Here is a 20,895-nt window from a genome sequence, read left to right on the forward strand (position 1 = left end):
CTAGTTCCCCACGCTGCCGGTGACGGGCAGGATGATGCCCGTGATGTAGCTGGAACAGGCGGGCGAGGCCAAAAAGACGTAGGCGGGCGACAATTCCTCGGGCTGGGCCGGGCGGCGCATGTCCGTGTCCGCGCCGAATGTCTGGATGTCCTCGGGCGTTTTGTCGGCCGGGTTGAGGGGCGTCCAGACGGGACCCGGTGCAATGGCGTTGACGCGGATGCCCTTGTCGAGCAGGTTGCCGGCCAGCGCCATGGTGAAGGCATGGATGGCGCCCTTGGTGGTGGAATAGTCGAGCAAGTGTTTGGACCCTTGCAAGCCCGTCACGGACCCCGTGTTGATGATGGAGGCGCCGCGCTGCAAATGGGGCAGCACGGCCTTGGCCATGTGAAAATAGCCGTAGACATTGGTTTTCATGGTGAGGTCGAAGCGTTCCTCGCTCAGGTCGAGCAGCGATTCGGCATGTTCCTGGAAGGCGGCGTTATTCACCAGTATGTCGATATGCGTGAACTTGTCCAGCACCTGGCTGACGGCTTGCTGGCAAAATCCCTGCTCGCGCACGTCGCCGGGGATCAGGAGGCAGCTTTGCCCTTCCGCTTCCACGTAGCGCTTGGTTTCGTTGGCGTCTGCATGTTCGTTCAAGTAAATGATGGCGACATCCGCCCCTTCGCGCGCGTACAGCACGGCCACGGCGCGGCCAATGCCCGAATCGCCACCCGTGATGATGGCCACCATGCCGGCCAGCTTGCCGCTGCCGCAGTAGTCGGGCGCCAGGAAGCGGGGTTTCAATTGCATCTGCGCTTCGATGCCGGGTTTGGCCAGGTGCTGGGCGGGCAGGGGAGGGGCAGGCTGGTTGCGGCTACCCGTCTGCACAGGCTGCTTGCTTTCCTTGCCTGGCTTGGCGGCATCGTGCTGCTTATCTTCCTGATCCTGCTCCTGCTGGATGCTGCGCTGCAAGTTACCGGCGGACTGGTCCTTGTTCTCGTTCATGCTGGCCTCCGTGGAAACGAAGATCCAGTATCGGCGCGGCACCCGCATCCAACGGTGCGCTTGCTAACAGAGTGGCGAAAACAGGCGTAAAGTTATATGATGATTGACATAATTACGGGAGGGCAGCATGAAAGTGAGCAGGGAACAGGCGGCGCTGAACCGCGAGCGCATCGTCGACGTGGCGGCCAGGTTGTTCCGCGAAAAGGGTTACGACGGCATCGGCGTGGCCGACCTGATGAAGAATGCAGGCCTTACGCATGGCGGCTTCTATGGCCATTTCGCGTCCAAGGAAGACTTGATGATCGAGGCGTGCCAGCATGCCTTGAATCAGTCGCTGGAAGGCTGGCGGGCGAAGATCGCCAGCGACCCGCAGCACGCGCTGCCGGCCATCATCGACAATTATCTGACCACCAGGCACCGCGACCAGCCCGGCGGCGGCTGCCCGGCGGCGGCCATGGGCGTCGATGCGGCGCGCATGTCGCCCGGCGCGCGTCCCGCTTTTACCAAGGCCACGCAGCAGCAGTTCGCGCTGCTGCAGGATTTGCTGTCCGACGGCGCGCCAGAGCAGCGACGCCGGCAGGCAATCGCCACGTTTGCCGCCATGGTCGGCGCCATGGTGCTGGCCCGTTCCGTCGATGAGGAGGCCCTGTCGGCAGAAATCCTCGATGCCGTGAAGGCGCAATTGTTGTCAGACTGAGCACGGCAGCCAAGTACCCCCTGTCAGCCGGCCTCGTCGCATGATAGGCTTCGGTTTTCAGATTTTGGGATTACATCATGCTGTTTTGGCTCAGGCAATACCGGCGTCCTCTGTTGGCCGGGGACATCACTGCCGGTATCGTTGTCGCCATGATGATGGTGCCGCAAGGCATGGCCTACGCGCTGGTGGCCGGCTTGCCGCCCGTGGTGGGCATCTACGCCAGCATCTTGCCTCCCGTGCTGTACGCCTTGTTCGGCAGCAGCATGACGCAATCGGTGGGCCCCATGGCCATCGTCTCGCTGATGACGGCCGCCGCGCTGGCGCCGCTGGCCGACCCCGGTTCTTCTTTATATATCGTCCTGGCCGCTCAGCTGGCCTTCATCAGTGGCCTGGTCCTGCTGCTGTGCGGCGTGCTGCGCCTGGGCTTCATGGCCAGTTTCCTGTCGCGCCCCGTGATCAGCGGTTTCAGCAATGGCGCCGCGATCCTGATCATCTGGGGGCAAATCACGCCCTTGCTGGGCGCCACCTGGCCCCACTGGCATGCGCCCAGCCTGGTCCTCGGCCTGTCCGGCCTGCTGTTCCTGTGGCTGGCCAAACGGTACGCGTCGCGTCTGCTGCAGCGCTGCGGCTTGAACAAGGTGGCGGCCGACGTGGGCGCGCGCCTGGCGCCCATGGCGCTGGTGCTGGCCGGCATCGCGCTCGTCGCCTATGGCGGCCTGGAAGCGATGGGCGTGCAGACGACGGGCCATGTGCCCAGCGGCTTGCCCGGCCTGAACCTGGCCACGTCCGGCGCCCATTGGCGCACCCTGCTGTCGCCGGCGCTGCTGATCGCCTTCATCATCTTCCTGATGAGCATGTCCGCCGCCCAGACCCTGGCGCAAAAACGCGGTGAAAAACTGCATACGAACCGCGAACTGCTGGGCCTGGGTGCGGCCAACGTGGCCAGCGCGCTGTCGGGCGGCTTTCCCGTCACGGGTTCGATCTCGCGCTCGGCCGTCAATTTCCAGGCGGGCGCCAACACCCCCTTGGCCAGCATCATCACGGCCGGTTTGCTGGCGCTGGCGCTGGTGGCGCCCACGGGCTGGCTGGCGCTGCTGCCGCTGCCCGTGCTGGCAGCCACCATTATCTTTGCCGTCAGCAGCCTGCTGGACTGGGATACCTTGAAACTGTCGTGGCGCTACGACCGCAGCGATGCGCTGGCCCTGCTGGCGACCACGGCCGGCGTGCTGGTGCTGGGCGTGGAGGCGGGCGTGGTGATCGGTGTGCTGCTGTCGATGGGTACCCTGATCTGGCGCGCCAGCCGCCCGCACATCGCCGTGCTGGGGCGTATCCCTAACAGCGAGCACTTCCGCAACGTGGGGCGCTACGAGGCGCAAACCCTGCCCGACGTCTTGCTGCTGCGCATCGATGCGGGCCTGTTCTTCGGCAACGTCGAAGCCGTCACCGAGCGCGTGGAAGACGAATTGCGCGGCCATCCGACGGCGCGCCACCTGGTGTTGGTGCTGTCGGCCGTCAACCAGATCGACAGTACGGCCTTGCTGGGCTTGATCGAACTCAACAGCGCGCTGGCCAAGCGCGGCATCAGCCTGAACCTGGCCGAAGTGAAAGGGCCCGTGATGGACCGCTTGCGCCAGAGCAGCCTGCTGCAAGACTTGAGCGGCAAGCTGTACCTGAGCACGGCGTTGGCGACAGCCGACTTAAGTGGAGGAAACACATGAGCATGGAACTGAATCTGCACGGCGAGCCGCGTGTGATCGATAGCATCCTTGCGCTGGAACAGGCATTGCAGGAAGCGCGTGCGCTGGCACAGTGCGAGCTGTGGCTGACCCTGGCCACGGACGCGGAACAGGGCCCGGCCCTGTGCATGCTGCGCAACGGCGGCAACGCCTGGCTGATGTATCTGTCGGGGCAGGACGACCTGAGTTTTCATACACTGGGTGACGAGGAGGAGACGGGGGAATGCAGCTACCTGCTGTCGAATGGCCAGGTGGACGAGTATCCCGAAGCATGGTGCGTGGAGGTGGAACAATGCCAGCGGGCTTTCGTCGCGTTTTTCAGGACAGGCGGCGCGCGGCCGGCCGGCATCGCGTGGGAGGCGGATTGAGATGCCGCAAACCATCATCGCCGACATCGGCCGGGACTTGCTGGCCGCGCTGGACGCCAGGGCAGGTTTGCTCACGCTGCGCACCATCCTGCTGCGCTACAAGGCCAGCGGCGTGACGGCGGCGCAAGTGGCCGCCTTGCTGCACGAACTGCGTCCCGCCACGCAGGAGGGGCCGCTGGAAGACGTGATACTGGACGCCCTCGATATGGTGACAGGCTGGTGCGGGCCGCAGCTGCGGGTATGGGACGACCATGCATCCTGAAAAAATCAGGCAAGTGACACAGTTGCCGGCGCAGCAACGCTACGCTTATTGCGTGCGCAAGGTGGCCGATACGCAAGAAGTGTGGGGCTTGTACCACGACGGCTGGGCCACGGCGCAAGTCGACGGCAAGGTCGCCATCCCGTTCTGGCCGGAAGCGGCATTCGCGCAAGCGTGCGCCAGCGATGACTGGGAACATTTCCAGCCACGCGCCATCGCGCTCGACGATTTCTTGAACAAGTGGCTGCCTGGCATGGCGAGCAATCACCAGCTGGCTTCCGTGTTTCCCGTGCCGCAAGGCAGCGCCAGCATCGCGGCGCCTGCCGATTTGCTGAGGGATTTGCAAGATGAATCAGAGCAATATGAATGAGGGCAAGGAACGCCTCGACGCCTGGTACGACGGCTCGGCCATCTGCCTGATCGCTGTGGGTGCGCAGGGCGACCCGCTGGATCTGGCCGACGACGAAGTGCGCGCGCTGATCGCGAAACTGCAGCACTGCCTGGCCGAGTCCGAAGCTGCTGCCACGGAAGACTGACGCCTCAGGCGGCCGCCAGCGCCTTTTCCATCGCCACGCTGGCCAAGCTGATACCGCTCGGATGCGCATACGCTTCCTCGCGCAAGGAGGCAAAGCCCGCGGCCCGGTAAAACGGCACGGCGTTCAGCGATGCGGACAGCTGCAAGCGTGCCATGCCGCGCTCACGCGCCAGTTGCTCCAGCGCCGCCAGCAGGCGCTTGCCAATGCCCATACCCGCGCGCGCCGGATCGACAAACACGGCATCGACTTCGTGTTTATCCGCATCCAGCATGGCGTAGCCGACAATGGCCTCGTCCTGCATCGCCACGATGCCGCCACCCGCGGCCAGCATGGCGGCATACGCAGGCGGCACGGGCGTGGCCGTCCAAACGGCAATTTGCTCCGGCGCATAATGCGTGGCGCAACTGACGCGCACGGCCACCGTGCGCAAGGCCCACAGGGCGTCGATGTCAAAGGGCAGGGCGGGGCGCAGGGTGACGGTCATGGAAGCTTTCCAGGCAAAAGGAGCATGCTAGCGCAATGGCTTGCATCACGCCAGCAAGAGTGCCTGCCGTGTTTGTCCACTCATCACTGCGCTGGCTTGTCCGGATCGAAGTAGTACGAACCCGGCGGCGCACCGGGCACTTTCACCCGGAACTTCAGGCCGGACAGCAGCTTGTCCCATAGGGCGATCGCCTCCTCGTCGGTCAGCGACGCGGCTTCGGCAGCGCCGACCATGTTGTGGGCAACCTTGGTGTACATCTTGACTTCCAATACTGACGGATTTGCGATGTCTTTCGGCTTGCCTACCAATGCCCATTCAAAATCATGGACGCCATCGGTACGACGTATCAGCGACTCTTCGCCTTTCCAGTGTTGAACAGTGCGCTTGCCTTCGCGTAGCAAGGTGCGCTTGGGATAGTTATTGCCTTGCGTTTTTTTTGCGTCTTGTATGCGACTGAGTAGTGATAGTTCTCCACGCAACCTTGATTCAAATTCTGTCGGCGGGTAGTCACCGTATGCATCCTTATTTGAACTGATGGAGAAAGTAACATCTGGCAAGCTGGGTAAATAAATACCCACGTCGTCTATTTCTTGATATCTATACTGATTTTCACTCATGAATCCATGCTCTACGCAAAGGCCTGGCGTGGCCGGAATTTCTTCCGTAGCACGCAAACGCAGACTTTTTGCTTGAAGGAATTGTCTTTCCGCTGTTGCTCTTTCGGTGTCGCCATCACCTACAGCATCGCCTATTGCAAATATGAAATCTCCTTTATTTATTAAGGTTCGGTAAATTATAAAATTAACTTCTTTGGCTGAGTTGCTATTGTAGTATCGAAGTTGCCAACTGTTTTCTATTGGACCATTACCATTGTAAATAATTTCAGGGGAGATGTTCAAGGATTATATTTTTTTTAAATCAATTTCTGCTTGATATTTTAAATTGTCCTGGCCTCCTTTAAATAAATCCACTGCCGAATTCCCGACTATTAATTCTGCTTCGCTTGGCAGATTTAAAAGGTATCTACCAAAGCATATTTTTTTTGTCTTTTGGAATAAGTTTTCTATTTTCCTTATTTCTATGGTGGTTTCGTTCATTTTTTTTGCCTTATGTATTTTTCGTGGGTCAATCTCATTTGCCTCTGTTTGGATTGATAGAATAGAAATGATGAGCATGAGGATTTTTTTATAATTTGGCATACTCATTCCCATTTTGCTGTTTTTGTAATTTGCACAATTGAATAAAGCATAGATGCTAGGACATGTGGATGAGTATAGCTATTTTGATGTTCATATCCAGTCCCAACTTTCTCTCCATGGACAAATTTTTTTCCAGGTATGTGTTTTGCTGAGCGATCCGATGGGACGGTTTCATCGCCAGCCGAATTTGCCGGTTGTAATGTTAACTTCAAAACACGTGTTCCCGCTTGTATGGTGAGGTTACCTTTTGCGTCATCAGTCAGTAGTTTCCATTTGTTTGGTGGGGGTATTGTATTTTCTTGGGTGGCTGATTTTTTGATTTCAAAACCTTCAATGACTTTGAATATTATTTCTCCATAGCTTAGAAAATCTTTGGATGCGCAATAGCTTGCGTATGTATTTGGATGAAATATATTCTCTATTTCATTTAGTAAGGAAGAGGCATCTTTCAATCGTTGCATGACATTGTCGATGCCTCCTCCTTTGTTAAGCGGAATATTTGCCGGGTTCACCCACGAAGGATTTATTAGCCTCCACCAAGCATTCGCAGGTTGCAGGTAAATACTCTCCAGTGCACTATCCTTATCTCGTGGCCAACTCCATAGTAATCTATCACTTGTGTCAACAACTTTGAGCCACTCTTGACCATATGCTATGCCGGGCATCATCTCTAGAGGTGCTTGTGTATTTGCGAGAATCGCGGTGGCGTGTTCGCCGTCAATGCCAAGAACTTGGGCTGCGAGAGTATTTAATGGGCCACTTTTTTCCTGAAAACCGAAACGCATGCGTTTGTATGCACTGGCGGCCCCTAAGGTAGGCATCACGTTATGATATATTCCAAGTACTTTTACATTCTTGTCATTAAGCATATTTCCATATCTAGGATGCATTAAGGCTCTGGCGAGCAAACCTCCCATACTATGTGTGACGAGAATGACCTCACTGCATTTGAAGCCGCATTTCTGATAGCCTATTACTATGCCGCGTATGCGTTCGGCAATAACAGCGGCAGAAATGGCATTGCTCTGTAGGAAGTTGTATCCCAACGCATGAACCGGATACCAACATGGAGTAAGCTTTAGCATGTCAGAATTTTCAATTGGTGTTCCGGGAGGACCGCCAAATTCTTTTGGATCTTTTATCAAAAGCTTGGCAACAGACGGATAGGCTTGTTGACCATATGAATATTTGCCGCTGGCTTGATCGGACGGGTCAATTTTCCAGTGAGGTAAAACTTGCCCTTTTTTTGTTATATTATTCATGAAAAATTCTGTTTTTTGAAGCATTTCGCCATACGCGCCGGCGAAAAGAACTTCACTCCATCCACGCCACCGTGCAATATGTGCTGGCGTTTCACGTATCTCACGGGGGATAAATCTTTCCGTCACTCTATGTTTTTTAATCGCATCTACCTGTGCATTTTTTTTAGCACTAACAGAAATCAATGGGGGAACTCCAAGGAAATCATCGGGAACGTTGTTGTGACGTACATCGGATCCTTTAGTGACGTCTCCACCCGGAAAGAAACGTTCATTTGCAATTGAATATTGATAGTACTCAACTTCAGTTTCATTCGGATCAAAAGCTAATTGTCGATCTCTGGGCGACGCACTCCTGAACCAACCACCTAAACCGCTACCGGTTGCAACTGCCAAATTTCCAGATTTGTCTACCATATCATCAGGCCTCCACGATCTGTTATCCGTTCGTTTCAGATAATCTTGACGTTTTTTTGTCATTCTTAAATTGCTACCCATAACCCCAGGTAAAAATATGATAGGAATAATTTTCTTAGGTGGAATAGTAACGTCATGACGAATTGTATCTATAATTTCAGTCATATTGACGGTGTATTCAGCCCATCCGCCAACACTCTGCCGAAACTCGCCTTGATGATTGCCATGCTCATTCGAATCCGTATCGTTACTCATGGCAGTTCGCCTTTGTAACGTATCGTGTAGCTATCCATGCCGTCTCCTTTCTGTACTGGGGTGAGCCCGTCACGGCTACTCTTTTCACTGATTCTGTGGCCATCTTCGCGTATTAACTCAAAGGCTATATCGGGGGCGGGTGTGCCATCGACTTCCAACAGCCGGACGGCCTGGTCAAAACGGGTTACGGGCCGCTCGTTGAATTCCTGCGACACGCTCTTCGGCGCCAGGGTTTCCAGGTTGCCGTTGAAGAGCACAGGGGATGAGGTGAAGAACTGCACCTTGTCGCTGATTTCCAGCATGTGGTTGGCGCCGTGCAGGCGGACGCCTTTCCTGCCTTTGATGTTGACCCAGTCAGCTTCGCTGATCAGCGACAGCACTTTCTGGGCGAGGATTTCGACCTCGTCGCTGTGCGCCTGGATGGACACCTTGCCGCTGGCGGCGATCAGTTTCATGCCGGCCTTGTGCACGAACAGGCTGAAGGTCTTGGCGATGCTGGCAAACATGCTGTCGCCGCTGGCGAGTGAAATATGCTTGCTGCTGGTGAGCGCCACATGCTCGCCGGCGGCCAGGTGGATGGACTGGGCCGTGCTCAGTTCGATGCCGGCCGGACTGGCCAGCAGCAGATGCGCTTCGGACAGCTCCGGAAAATCGCCGCCGGCGCCTTTGATAGCGGCGTTTTGTTGCTGGATAGATTCGGCGACGGCGCCTTGTTGTGCGGCGCTGTCTTGTGCTCCCGCGTCGACGGCCATGCCGGCCAAGCCTTGCTGCAGCTGGCGTGCCTGCCCCAGGCGGGCCTGTGTTTCGTCGAGCTGTTTGACTGATCCCGTTCCTGTTGATGTTTCTGTGGTGATCAGCATGCCTTTGGCTGCACGCAGGGCGCCCCAGGCGTTGCTGGTCAATTCAAAGCCCACGCCGCGCGCCTCCTTGCGGCCGGCATTGTCGTCGATGCGGGTGATGTTGCCCAATGAAAGCCGGCTATCCTGGTGCTCGCTGCGCAGCTGTGCCTGGATCGCCCCCTTGGTATCGTCGAGCACGAGATGGTTGGCGCTGCGGGCACCCAGTTCGCGGCTGCGCAAGCCGGACAGGGCACGCTGCTGCGGTAATTGCCACGGCGGCGGATTGGCACTGTTGTAGACCACACCAATGACGATGGGATAGTCGATATTCCCATCCTGGAATTGCACAACGACTTCCTGACCTACGCGCGGCAAGGCGATTTGCCCCATTTGCGGGCCCGCCATCGGCATCATGACCCGTATCCAAGGCGAGCTGCGCTCATCGAATTCACCCAGGCGGTCCCAGTGAAATTGGAGGCGGATGCGTCCCAGTGCATCGGTATGGATTTCCTCCCCGGCCGGCCCGACCACCAGCGCCGTCTGCACGCCGGCAACGATGCATGGCGTGCTGTTGTAGCCACGGCCCGGCCGCCAACGGATCTCCCGGCGCACGCACACCATATTGTTGACATAGTGGGAAGGGGCGCTGGGACCTGCTTGATAATTGTTGCTGGCGCTATGCACCACTGACACGATCAGGTATTCGCGTTCGGCGATACTGTCGGGGCGCTCCTGGCCGGGCTGGTAGCGTTTCTCTTCGGCGCTGAAATGTCCATCGAGCCGGAAACAAAGGCCAGGCTGTGCGCCACGGTGATTGCCGGCCGCTTCGAAGTACTGGCGCAGATGGTCGCTTTCTTCCATGCGGCGCTGTGCCAGAGACTCCCCATCATCGACATTCTTATAACCGTAGGCCCCTGTGTTTTCATACAGTTCGTGGGCAAATACATCACCCTGACGATTCAGGGAGTAGCCGCTGGCGAGGCGTGGCTGTGGATTTTTATAGTCGAAACTGGCCAAGGTCAGCTGCCCGGAGCCGAGCCGGCGCACGGCTTGCCACTGTTGCAGGCCATCGTCTTCCATGGAGCCCGATTCGGATTGGAAACGCATGGCGCCGTCGCCAGATGCTGTGGCTATCATGTCAGCCAAGGTGCTGTTGTCTGCCAGCCATAAGGTATGGCCATCGGCGCGGTGCTCGTACCAGTAATGCCAGCCCAGCGCCTCCCAGCGCCGGTGCAGGTGGTTGTAGTCGGTTTCATTGTGCTGGTTGGCGCAAGTGACCTGAGGATCTTCGCCATGGATGCTGGTTTTCCAGTCGCGCTGCCCGTAGTGCGCAAACGTCGTTACGGTCAGCTGCATCACGCTTTGGCCATGAAAGGACACATTGTCCTGACGCAGCCGGGCGAAGGCCAGCCATGGTTGCAGCACCATGCGGTACCAGGCAAAGCCGCCATCGGCGCGCAGCAGGCAAAATTCGCCCACATAGCCGTTAAAGTGGCGCAGCGTGCCATCGTCGCGCACCATTGAAATGGTCACCATGCGGCCCATCATGGCCTTCAGCGCAATATGTGCGTCATCGGACAGCAGTTCGGCCTCGAAACGGAAGTCGCGCGACACTTCTTCCCTGGCGCTCAGCGAATTGACCAGCAGGATGGCGCCGGCCGGTCCATCTTCATGGGGGAAATCGATCTTCAGCAGGCGCCGTTCTTGCGCGGCGAGATCGAAGGCCGAAAGTGCCGCCTGGATGCTTGCATGCATGGCCTGCCTCCGCTATAGCGATGTGATCAGGTGCGCGCCACAGGCGGTGGCATCGCCGTCATAGGCGTACGGCTTGCCCATGTGTTTTGCGCCGGCACCATCGGGCGTGATCGGAAAGCTGCCCTTGCACTTGGGGCAGAAGGTTGTGTCATCGGCCAGCGCCGCCGTTTTCCCCATCACGGTGCTGCCGGACGATGCGCTGGTGACCTTGCCGCCGTGATCGGTTGCGTCTCCGAGCCGGATGACGCCGCGTCCCGCATGTTTCATGCTTGCCTCGCTTTCCAGGTATGCATTGCTCAAGCCAGCTGCAGTAGATAGCGCACTTCGGCGCCGCCTGCCTTGCCTTGTGCTGTCTGCAGAAACGTCGTCCAGCCAAGGCGCCGTCTTTCTGACGGATTGGAACTCAGAAGCAGGGGGGTAATGCATGGCGGACTCAATATCAGCCGCACTTCATACTGCAAGTCTGGTACGCCAAACAGCGTCAGCATTTTTGCCAGTGCCGCCGCGCCTGTGCTGCGCGGCAGAAAGCGTTGCAGTCCGGCGGGATCCAGCGGCCCGATATGCAGGCAGACGCGCATGTCCTGGCGCCAAAGCCGCAGGCCAACGGTTGCGCCGCGCGCCAGGGTAAAGTTGACACTGCCTAGCAGGCTGCGCCGATTTTTTTCCAGATAGTCCCAGCCACCGACAAATTGTTGCAGGGCGACTGGTACGCCGCAGTACTCGGCCAGCACGGGGCCAATCGCTTGCGCGGAGACGGGACGGCAGCGCAGCTGACCCGCGTACCAGGCCGCCACGTCCTGCGTCACGGCATCAGGTTCGGCGCTCGACGGCAGCGCAGTGCGCTGCACGCCGGCCAGTGCCAGCAGCAAAGGCGATTGTGCTTCTTTTGCCTGGGTCTGGAGCGTCGATTCCAGTCGATACTTTTCCCACGCCTGGTAATACAGCACGACCATGCGGTGTGAAAAGATATCGAGGAAGGCCGAGACGCCAGCGTCTTTGCTCGACAAGCGGTAGGCGGCAATGCGTTCCGAGTGGTGCAGGGGCAAGGTGCCGCCGACGCCCAGAAAACGCATGAACGTCGGTATCAAAATCAGTTGTTCATTGTCGTCGAGCGAGATCTGTTCAATTTCACTGGCGGGGAAACTCAACGACAGGCTGTTCTTGAAGCGCAACACCTGGCTGAAGGCTTGCGCATGGGACACATTCTGGCTACGTAGCCAGCACAGCAGAATACGCACCGCCTGCACGAACTGGTAGCGGTACGGCTCGGCCAGCAAGTGTAGCATTACACCAGATTCTGCAGTCCGCTTCTTGGGTTGCATCGGATCAGCTCCTCTCCGCTTTGCAGTGACAGCACCACCAGTTCGATGAAACTGTTGATTTGTACATACAGCCCAAGGAAGTGATCGATCACCTGCACAAACAGGTGCATGCCGCTGCCGACGAACGCTTCCTCGTCCAGCGTGATGCGCACCTCCACGCCATGCGCCAGCGAGGTGCCGCGCTTGTGTCGCAGCCATGTCGTGGTCGGCGAGTGCGCCAGCGCGACGATGCCGCTGATCTGGCGTTGCGAGGTGGCCGATTGGGACAAGTCGTAGAGCGTCAGCATTTCGCGCAGCGCCGGCAGGCCTTCCTGCACCAGCGCGTGATGATTCAGCGCCAGATGCGAAATCAGGCGCCAGTGCAGGCCCGCGCCCGGTGAAAAGCGTCGCGGCTGGCTGGGGCGTCGCAGCATGTGCAGTGCAGGTCCGCCGCCGCACGGTTGCAAGTCTCCTTGCGGCTGGCCGTATTTGAGCGCAAGGGGAAGATCGCGGTTACTGCATGTCAGCGACAGCGATAAGCTGGCCTTTTCATGGATCAAGGGATGGAAGTCGCTATCGACCAGCGTGATTTTCTTTTCGTGACCGGGACTTTTAATGGCCAAATTCGTATCGTGGCGTACGATCCAGTAATGGCCTTGTTGCGCCGCACCTTCGCCATGGCGCAGGCTGTACAGCGGGCGAAATTCGGTCAGCGTGCTTTCGCTGCCGCGTTGGCGCAGCAAACGCACCGCGTCGACGGAGACGACTTCGTAACCATGCGCGTGGGTAGCATGGGCCAGCACGGAATAGTCGGTTTTCTGCCGGGTGATGGCGATCGGTACGCCTTCCTGGCGGAAGAGATTGACCGCCGGACTGCAGCCCAGCCTTAAGTTTTCGCTGGAAATGCTGGACAACATGTGCGCCGCAGCGGAATCGGGCCGCAAACCGGCCATGCACAGATGCAGGGCAAAGTGCTGGCTACCGGGCGGCAGGGCCGCACTCAGCGCCGCGATATCGAGGTCAAAGAAATTGAATTTTTCCGGATATGCAAAATACTCGCTCAGGATGCGGTAGGCCGGCTGCGAACGAGCACCGAAAGGTATCAAGGCATCCGTGTCGGCGAAGCCGACAGGTGTCAAGGGCACGGCGGGCAATGCCGTCCATTGCACCGCGTCGATAGACACAAAAGCGCAGACTGTATGCATGAACAAGGCATCGCGCAATGCGGCGGAAAAAGAAGCTTCGCCATCGATGAAAACGCGCAGCGATGCGGGCGCCGCATCGAGATGCCGGATGCCGATGTTCAGCGAGGAAGTGGCTGATGCAGGCAGGCGCACGCCTGGCGGCGCCTTGATCATGGCATCGAAAACCGCACTTTCCAGCACCGTTGCTCCTGTCGACATAGCGTAGATCGTCTTGAAACGGCAGCGCACGCCGCGCACAGGCGTTGCATCCATTTCACTGCAGGCCGGCAGGTGCAATACGCCCGCTCCAGCCGCCGGGGCGAACTGGTGCACGATCGTGCACGATGGAAAGGGGCGCAGATAATGTGGGAACAGGGCTTCGAACAAGGCTTCGGTAAATTGCGGATAGTCGTCATCGAGCCGTTTTGAGATGCGTGCCGCCAGCATGGCCACCGATTCGATCAAGTGTTCGACGTGCGGATCTTCGCAAGACTCGCCGGACATATGTAATTTGCCGGCGATTCTCGGATAGCGTTCGGCAAACTCACGGCAATGTCGCCGCAGCATCACCAATTCGCGTTCGAAATACGGCAGCAAGTCCTCCATCTCTATTTTCTCTCCCTGGTTTCTTTGCGGCGGAATGGCCAGTATCCGAGCGTTTGCTCAAAGGTAAGTTGCGTTTGCGCAAATAATTGGCCAGGGTTGCTGCGCAACATCAAGGACTTCCTCGCTGACAACATCAGACTGGCAAGGCAGCAAGATTCCAACAGTCAACATGGAGAACGCAATGACATTGCCATCCAAATTACTGTGGTCCGAGGGCCTGGCCATCGGTCCCCAGCAATTCCAGCAGCTGGACCGCTACCATGAAGCGCGTTTGCAACGTCTGGCCTCGTTGATTAATCCCCATTTATGGGGCGTGCACGGTGTCAGCTGGAATGCGGATGCACTGGCCAACAATAGCCTGCGGGCGGACGCCATGTCGCTCGTCTTTCAGGATGGAGAACTGTTTGAAGCGCCGCTTGGCGATGTGTTGCCCAGTGCGGTTGACCTGTCCAAGCTGCCTTCCAGCGAACATAGTTTTACTTTTTATGCCGCGCTGCCCATGTTGCAGGCACATGGCGGCAATTTGAGCTCTGCAGGCGCGCGCTATGTCCAGGCGGATATCGAAACCCCGGATTTGTACAGCGAGGCAGTCAGCATAGACGTGGCTTATCTGAAGAAACGCGTATATCTGCTGTCGCAACTGGACCCCTTGAATGATTACCTTGCCATCCCGGTGATCCGTTTGTACCGGGCTGGCAATGGCAGCTTTGAGATCGATGCCTCCTTCATTGCGCCTGGCCTGACCATCAGCGCCGAGTCCTCGCTGCAGAAAATGCTCGATTCGCTGATCGACCGCATGGGCGCGAAAATTGAGGCGCTGTACAGCCGCCACCGTCAGCCCGGTAATAACACGGTGGAATTTCATGGCGGCGATGTTTCCTCGTTCTGGATGCTCAATACATTGAGCACGGCCAGCGCCACGCTCAGTCATTGCGCCAGTTACCGGCGCCACCATCCCGTGTATTTGTTTGAAAAATTGATGACATTGGCCGGTGGCTTGATGACGTTTTCGAAAAAATACACACTGAGCGACTTGCCGGCTTATTGTCACGATGACGCGGCTCCCGGTTTCGGCAAGCTCGATGGCATCATTCGCGACTTGATCGATACTGTTCTCCTGTCGCGTTACTTCCCGATTGCGCTGTCCAACGACACGCAACAAAACACCCACTACCACGGCTTGCTCGATGCCAAGCGGATTGACCGTCAGACCGAACTCTGTCTTGCGGTAAACGCCGATATGCCGGCGCTGGAACTGGTCGCCACGGTGCCGTTGCAGTTCAAGATTTCATCGCCGGACAATATCGAACTATTACTGGGCCGGGCACTTCCGGGTGCCGAGTTGCGCCATATGGCCCAGGTTCCTGCTGAAGTGCCGGTGCGGCCCAATACGTATTACTTTTCGATCGATAACAAGGGCAGTATTTATGACAGCATGATCAAGGCCCAGGCGATTGCGATTTATGTGCCGTCTGGCATAAAAGGGCTGAAGCTGGAATTGTTCGGTATCAGCGGCACCGCCGCGTAACGCTGCTTGGCCTTGCGAGCGGGTGCATTGTGAAAAGATTGTCCTAAGGAATAGACTTGCCCCTGCAGTTGACGTTATCATGTTTTTGTAAGTGTCGGTGGCTGATCCGTCAGTGCATAGTTGAAACATGGTGACAGGCGGGAGTGAGCATGGGCATGGCGAATGATGCGTGATGTGCCGGGCGGCTTGCGGCCTGGCGGCTGGATGGGCAGGGCAGCGGTGCGCCGCTGCTGCCGCGCATTGCTGCTGGCGTTCTGTGTCGCCGCGGCCCCTGCCGCTTTGCCGGCTTCGGCGCCCGCCGCTGCGCCGCCGCACCAGAGCCAGCGCGTGCTGTTCCTTAACGCCTACGATTATGGCCGCGCCGGCGTGGAATCGTACACGCGCACCTATGTGGCCGCCATGGCCGCCGCGGGTCTGGCCAGCGAAGACATCATGGTTGAGCACCTCAACCTGAATACCCAGGGCGACCCGGCGCTGCGCAACGAAATGCGTGATTTGTTGCTTTTAAGATACACTCAGATGATGGGACGCAAGGCCGACCTGATCATCGCCATGCAGCAGCCGGCGCTCGATTTTTTGCTGTCGGACCTGGCGCCGCTGGCGCGCGGCGTGCCCGTGCTGGCGATTAACACCTCGGGCATGGCCTTGCCGGCCGGCAGCCCGGCTGCCATCTGGCAGCAAAAGGCGAATGTCGATTTTCCCGGTACCCTGGCGCAAGCCATGGCGCTGTTTCCGGAGACCAAAACCATCGTCCTGGCTGTCGGCGTCAGCGAGGCCGACCAGGTCTTGAAGCGCAGCATGCAGCAGGCAGCGCTGGCGTGGCAGGGCAAGGTGGCCATGCGCTACCTCGATAACCTGACCCTGGAGCAGATGCGCTCTGCGGTGGCGCACTTGCCCCCTGATAGCGTGCTGGTGGCGGGCAATGTCAACCGCGACGTGGACGGCAACATCGCCACGCCCGTGCAGTTTTCCGTGCAGCTGGCGCGGCTGGCCAATGTGCCCACCTTTGGCATGTACAACGCGACGGTCGGCAAGGGTATCCTGGGCGGCTCCATCCTGCACATCGAACAGGCCGCGCAGCAGGTGGCGCAGATGTCGCTGGCCGTGCTGGCGGGCAAGGCGCCTGCCGCGCCGGGCGCCTTGCTGCCGCCGGCCCGCCCGGTGCCCATGTATGACTGGGAACAGCTGCAGCGCTGGGATGCCGACATCAGCCGGCTGCCGCCGCACACGCTGTTTTTCAACCGGCCGCCGCAACTGTGGCATGAACACCGCGTCGCCGTGCTGCTGGTGGGCGGCGTCTTCATCGTGATGGCTGGCTTGCTGAGCGCCTTGCTGCTGCAGCGGCGGCGCTTGCGCCGCGCCGAGAGCGAGGCGCGCGAGAGCGAGCAGCGCTTCCGCATCCTGGTCGAGCATGCGCCGGAAGCCATCCTGGTGTACGACCTGGACCTGGACCGCTTCGTCGACGCCAACAGCAGCGCGCAGCGCATGCTGGGCCTGTCGCGCGAAGCGCTGCTGGCACGCGGGCCGTTCGACCTGTATACCGGCAAGCAGCCCGATGGCTTGCCGCTGGGGCTGATGATGGAAGAGCATCTGCGCCGCGCCATGCTGGGCGAGCCTGTCCTGGTGGAGCGCAATGTACGGCGTGCCGACGGCAGCATTTTCCCCTGCGAAGTACGGTTGGTCAAATTGCCCATGGAAGGGCGGCGCCTGGTGCGTAGCGGCATCGTCGACATTTCCGAGCGCAAGCACAGCGAGCAGGAATTGCTCGGCTACCGCGACCACCTGGAAGAACTGGTGCAGCAGCGCACGGCCGCCCTGTCGGTGGCCGTCACCGAGGCCGAATCGGCGAATCGCGCGAAAAGCGTCTTCCTGGCCAACATGAGCCACGAATTGCGCACGCCCCTCAATTCCGTGATCGGTTTTTCGCAGATGATGGCCGATTCGAGCAGCATGTTCGAGGAAGAAAAGCATAACCTGGCCATCATCAACCGCGCCGGTCATCATTTGCTGACCTTGATCAACGACATCCTCGAATTGTCGAAAATCGAGGCGGGCCGCATGCAGTTGCAAACGGGACCCGTCGACTTGAATGGCTTGCTCGACGAGGTGCTCGAGATGGTGCGCATGCGCTCAAGCGACCAGGGCATCGCGCTGCAGCTCGAACGTTCCGGCGTGCCGCCGCTGGTGCGCCTTGATGGCGCCAAGCTGCGCCAGGTGCTCCTGAATCTGCTGTCGAACGCGCTCAAGTTCATCGAGCAGGGCAGCGTGACCTTGTCGCTGGCATGCCAGGCGGACGAAGATGGGCAAATGGCGCTGGCGTTTGCCGTGCGCGATACGGGCAGCGGCATCGCGGAAGCGGACCTGGAGCGCATCTTTGAACCGTTCGTGCAGGCCGACAGCGCGGTGGCGCAGGCCGGCACGGGACTGGGGTTGACCATTTCGCGCGAATTCGTGCGCCTGATGGGCGGCGAGCTGCGCGTCGATTCCACGCTGGGAGCAGGCTCCGTATTCCGTTTCGACCTGCGCGCGCCAGTGCTGCAGCAGCCGGTCATCGCGGCCCTGGCGCCGGGCCGCGTGGCGCGCCTGCCGCCGGGCCAGCGCGGGCGCATGGTGCTGCTGGTCGATGATGACGACAACTGCCGCAAGCTGCTGGCGGGCTTGCTGGAGCCGCTGGGTTTCCAGCTGCAGGAAGCGGCGGGCGGCGCGCAGGCGCAAGCCATGCTGGCGGCGCAGCGCTATGATATGGTGCTGAGCGACTGGCGCATGCCGGACATGGATGGCCTGGCGCTGACGCGCTGGCTGCGCGCGCAAACGGCGCTGGTGCAGCCGCGCCTGGTGATCATGACCGCCTCCGCCTTCGAGGAAGAAAAGCAGGAGGCGCTGGCGGCCGGCGCCGACGGCTTCCTGCGCAAACCGATCGAGCAGGAACATCTGTTCGCCATGCTGGAGCAGCAACTGGGCGTGCGTTTCCAACGCACCGTCGCCGCGCCGCCGCGTGTGCCGGCGGCGGCCTTTGACTTGCAGCAGGCGCTGGGCCAGCTGAGCGCAGCCGAACGGCAGGCGCTGCTCGAATCCGTGCAAGCCCTCGATTTGCGGCGCAGCGCCATCGTGCTGGCCGGGGTCTCCACCAGCCTGCCGCAGTTGTCCGCGCACATCGCCGCCATGCTGGAACAGCACCAGTACCAGGCGCTGTGCGCCTTGCTGGCGCAGCTGGTCAGCGAACCGCAGGGTGAAGGCGCATGACTTTTCACGCACCCAAAGGCGCCCGTCTGGGCAGCGTATCCATCGTGCTGGCCGTCAGCGTGGCGCTGACCTGTGTCGTCACTGCGCTGCTGCTGGTGTTTGCCGTGCTGTTTTACCAGTCCGAACGCGAGCAGCGCTTGCAGCAGTTGCATCGCAGCCTGGCCGTCAGCGCGGACCAGCTGGCCGTGGCCATCGAACTGCCCTTGTGGAATCTCGATGAAAAGCAGATGCAGGCCATCATGCGCAGCATGCTGGGCAAGCGCGATCTGGTGGCCAGTTCCCTCACGCCGGGCATCGGCAAGGAGGCGCTGGTCCTGCGCCGCAATGCGGACGGCGCCATCGACAGCCTCTCCGCGCTGTCGGCCGAACCGGGCTGGCTGGTGCAGCGGCGTCCCGTGACGATGGGTGGACAAGTCATCGGCAGCGTTGCCGTGTATGCGACGCCGGCCCTGCTGCACGCGCAGCTGCGGCAGCGCGCGCTGGGCATCGGTGCCATGATCGTGGCGCTCGACGTGATCCTGGTGGCCAGCATCTGGCTGCTCATGTGGTGTCTGATGCTCAAGCCCCTGAAGGCGATTGGCCAGTACGCCGCAGGCGTCAAGGCGGGGCAGGGCGAAGCGTTCGGTACGCCGCCGAAAGCGTGGTTCCTGGGCGAGCTGCGCACCCTGTACCGTTCCATTCGCGACATGGTGGCGCTGCTCGACAGCCGCTACCGCGCCCTGCAGCGCAGCGAGGAGCGCGTGCAGATGGCGACCGGCGCGGCCAGCATCGGCATCTGGGACTGGAACGTCAGCAGCGACGCATTGCAGTGGGATGAGCAGATGTACGCGCAGTTCAAGGCCGATGCGGCCAGCAGCATGGCGCCGGCGGCCATCTGGCGCGCGGCGCTGGTGCCGGCCGACGTGCCGGCCGCCAAGGCGGCCCTGCGCGCCGCGCTGGGGGCCGGCCTGGCATTCACGCACGAGTACCGCATCTTGTGGCCCGATGGCGCCATCCGCTACATCAAGGCCGATGCCGTGATCTTCCGCGACGGGCGGGGCCAGCCCATGCGCCTGGTGGGCTCCAACTACGACATCACGGCGCACCGCGAGGCCGAACTGGAACTGCTGCGCCACCGCCATCACCTGGAAGAACTGGTGGCCGAGCGCACGAGCGCCTTGTCGGTGGCCGTCAGCCAGGCGCAGGCGGCGAACCGCGCCAAGAGCACCTTTCTGGCGAACATGAGCCATGAACTGCGCACGCCCTTGAATTCCGTGATCGGCTTTTCGCGCCTGATGGCCGCCTCGCCCAACATGCAGGACGATGAAAAGCGCAACCTGGCCATCATCCACCGCTCCGGCAACCATTTGCTCACCCTGATCAATGAAATCCTCGAACTGTCGAAGGGCGAAGCGGGACGCTTGCAGGCGCAGACGGCCGTAGTGGCGCTGGCGCCCCTGTTGCAGGAGGTGATGGACATGCTGGGCATGCGCGCCGAGCAGCAGGGACTGGCGTTGCGCCTCGATTGCGCGGACTTGCCGGCGGCCGTGCTGCTCGACGCGACGCGCTTGCGCCAGGTGCTGTTGAACCTGATGTCGAACGCCGTCAAGTTCGCCGGCAGCGGCGAGGTCACCTTGCGCGTGCGCGGCGAGCGGCGCGATGACGCCACGTGGCGCCTGTCGTTCGCCGTCAGCGACACGGGCATCGGCATCGCTCCGGAGGACCAGCAGCGCATTTTTGAGCCCTTCGTGCAGGCCGACAGCGCGGGACCGAAGGATGGCACGGGCCTGGGGCTGGCCATCTCGCGCGAATTCGTGCAGTTGATGAAAGGCGAACTGACGCTGGAGTCCATGCCGGGGCAGGGTGCCACCTTCCGTTTCAGCATACCCGCGCAGGCGGCGCAGGCGCCAGTGCAGGCTCCCGCGCCGCCGGCCGTGCCGGCGCAGGCGACAGTGCTGCCGGCACTGCAGGCGCAAGACTTGCTGCTGCTGGCCGGGGAAGAGCGCGCCGCCTTGCTGGTGGCGCTGCGTGAATTGAATCTGGCCAGGGTGGCACAGCTGCTGGCAACCCTGCCGGCGGCGGCGGCACCGTTGCTGGCGCCGCTGCAGGCCATGCTCGACCAGCACCAGTACCGTCAGCTGTGCGTCTTGCTGGAGAGCGAGGGTGCGCTGGCGCATACTTGAAAGTGTGGGCTGACAACATCGAATTCGCTGAAAAGACGGACTAAGTGCCGCGCATGGATGGTGCTAAATTGCAATAAAGA

General features: G+C 60.0%; 18 protein-coding genes. 9 read left to right on the plus strand and 9 right to left on the minus strand.

What is annotated here, in order from left to right; translation table 11 throughout:
• On the minus strand, positions 1-987 hold the full coding sequence (locus tag ACQ4WP_RS06940) for an SDR family oxidoreductase (RefSeq protein WP_436519293.1): 987 nt from the start codon (positions 985-987) through the stop codon (positions 1-3).
• Positions 988-1,114: 127 nt separating this feature from the next.
• Here ACQ4WP_RS06940 and ACQ4WP_RS06945 point away from each other — a divergent pair, with 127 nt between their 5' ends.
• The 6 genes from ACQ4WP_RS06945 to ACQ4WP_RS06970 all read left to right on the plus strand — a co-directional run bounded on the left by ACQ4WP_RS06945 (position 1,115) and on the right by ACQ4WP_RS06970 (position 4,583).
• Complete coding sequence (locus ACQ4WP_RS06945; RefSeq protein ID WP_436519294.1) at positions 1,115-1,684, plus strand: TetR/AcrR family transcriptional regulator; 570 nt, start codon at positions 1,115-1,117, stop codon at positions 1,682-1,684.
• Between the two features lie 77 nt (positions 1,685-1,761).
• The gene (locus ACQ4WP_RS06950) at positions 1,762-3,402 is read left to right on the plus strand and encodes a SulP family inorganic anion transporter (RefSeq protein WP_436519295.1); all 1,641 of its coding nucleotides are present in this window, start codon (positions 1,762-1,764) and stop codon (positions 3,400-3,402) included.
• A complete protein-coding gene (locus ACQ4WP_RS06955; RefSeq protein ID WP_436519296.1) occupies positions 3,399-3,788 on the plus strand; it encodes an Imm1 family immunity protein in 390 nt (129 codons plus the stop codon). The genes ACQ4WP_RS06950 and ACQ4WP_RS06955 overlap by 4 nt, the downstream gene beginning before the upstream one ends.
• A gap of 1 nt (position 3,789) precedes the next feature.
• On the plus strand, positions 3,790-4,050 hold the full coding sequence (locus ACQ4WP_RS06960) for a hypothetical protein (RefSeq protein WP_436519297.1): 261 nt from the start codon (positions 3,790-3,792) through the stop codon (positions 4,048-4,050).
• Entirely contained in the window at positions 4,040-4,417 is a 378-nt protein-coding gene (locus ACQ4WP_RS06965; protein WP_436519298.1) for a DUF2750 domain-containing protein, read from the plus strand. The genes ACQ4WP_RS06960 and ACQ4WP_RS06965 overlap by 11 nt, the downstream gene beginning before the upstream one ends.
• Positions 4,395-4,583, plus strand: a complete 189-nt coding sequence (locus ACQ4WP_RS06970) for a hypothetical protein (protein WP_436519299.1) — start codon at positions 4,395-4,397, stop codon at positions 4,581-4,583. Before ACQ4WP_RS06965 ends, ACQ4WP_RS06970 begins: the two co-directional genes overlap by 23 nt.
• A 4-nt stretch (positions 4,584-4,587) precedes the next feature.
• On the opposite strand, the gene ACQ4WP_RS06975 is transcribed toward ACQ4WP_RS06970, so the two are convergent.
• From ACQ4WP_RS06975 to tssF, 8 genes are all read right to left on the minus strand, one after another.
• Positions 4,588-5,067 carry a GNAT family N-acetyltransferase gene (locus tag ACQ4WP_RS06975; RefSeq protein ID WP_436519300.1) on the minus strand — a complete coding sequence of 160 codons (480 nt, stop codon included), beginning with the start codon at positions 5,065-5,067 and terminating at the stop codon, positions 4,588-4,590.
• 83 nt (positions 5,068-5,150) lie between these two features.
• Positions 5,151-5,966, minus strand: a complete 816-nt coding sequence (locus tag ACQ4WP_RS06980) for a T6SS immunity protein Tli4 family protein (RefSeq protein ID WP_436519301.1) — start codon at positions 5,964-5,966, stop codon at positions 5,151-5,153.
• A 3-nt stretch (positions 5,967-5,969) separates the two neighbouring features.
• Complete coding sequence (locus ACQ4WP_RS06985) at positions 5,970-6,272, minus strand: hypothetical protein (RefSeq protein WP_436519302.1); 303 nt, start codon at positions 6,270-6,272, stop codon at positions 5,970-5,972.
• A complete protein-coding gene (locus tag ACQ4WP_RS06990) occupies positions 6,269-8,197 on the minus strand; it encodes an esterase/lipase family protein (RefSeq protein WP_436519303.1) in 1,929 nt (642 codons plus the stop codon). The genes ACQ4WP_RS06985 and ACQ4WP_RS06990 overlap by 4 nt, the downstream gene beginning before the upstream one ends.
• On the minus strand, positions 8,194-10,791 hold the full coding sequence (locus ACQ4WP_RS06995) for a type VI secretion system Vgr family protein (RefSeq protein WP_436519304.1): 2,598 nt from the start codon (positions 10,789-10,791) through the stop codon (positions 8,194-8,196). Before ACQ4WP_RS06995 ends, ACQ4WP_RS06990 begins: the two co-directional genes overlap by 4 nt.
• Positions 10,792-10,803: 12 nt before the next feature.
• The gene (locus ACQ4WP_RS07000) at positions 10,804-11,091 is read right to left on the minus strand and encodes a PAAR domain-containing protein (RefSeq protein WP_436519305.1); all 288 of its coding nucleotides are present in this window, start codon (positions 11,089-11,091) and stop codon (positions 10,804-10,806) included.
• Positions 11,088-12,077 carry a type VI secretion system baseplate subunit TssG gene (gene tssG / locus ACQ4WP_RS07005; protein WP_436519306.1) on the minus strand — a complete coding sequence of 330 codons (990 nt, stop codon included), beginning with the start codon at positions 12,075-12,077 and terminating at the stop codon, positions 11,088-11,090. The genes ACQ4WP_RS07000 and tssG overlap by 4 nt, the downstream gene beginning before the upstream one ends.
• Positions 12,077-13,882, minus strand: a complete 1,806-nt coding sequence (gene tssF, locus ACQ4WP_RS07010; protein WP_436519307.1) for a type VI secretion system baseplate subunit TssF — start codon at positions 13,880-13,882, stop codon at positions 12,077-12,079. The genes tssG and tssF overlap by 1 nt, the downstream gene beginning before the upstream one ends.
• A gap of 181 nt (positions 13,883-14,063) precedes the next feature.
• On the opposite strand from tssF, the gene tssK reads away from it, so the two are divergent.
• The 3 genes from tssK to ACQ4WP_RS07025 all read left to right on the plus strand — a co-directional run bounded on the left by tssK (position 14,064) and on the right by ACQ4WP_RS07025 (position 20,815).
• Positions 14,064-15,410, plus strand: a complete 1,347-nt coding sequence (gene tssK / locus ACQ4WP_RS07015; protein ID WP_436519308.1) for a type VI secretion system baseplate subunit TssK — start codon at positions 14,064-14,066, stop codon at positions 15,408-15,410.
• A gap of 162 nt (positions 15,411-15,572) precedes the next feature.
• Positions 15,573-18,653, plus strand: a complete 3,081-nt coding sequence (locus tag ACQ4WP_RS07020; protein ID WP_436519309.1) for a sensor histidine kinase — start codon at positions 15,573-15,575, stop codon at positions 18,651-18,653.
• Positions 18,650-20,815: a sensor histidine kinase gene (locus tag ACQ4WP_RS07025; protein WP_436519310.1), complete on the plus strand. Its 2,166-nt coding sequence runs from the start codon at positions 18,650-18,652 to the stop codon at positions 20,813-20,815. Before ACQ4WP_RS07020 ends, ACQ4WP_RS07025 begins: the two co-directional genes overlap by 4 nt.
• Positions 20,816-20,895 lie beyond the last annotated feature (80 nt).

Source organism: Janthinobacterium lyxosi (assembly GCF_051380665.1).
Lineage (GTDB): Bacteria > Pseudomonadota > Gammaproteobacteria > Burkholderiales > Burkholderiaceae_D > Janthinobacterium.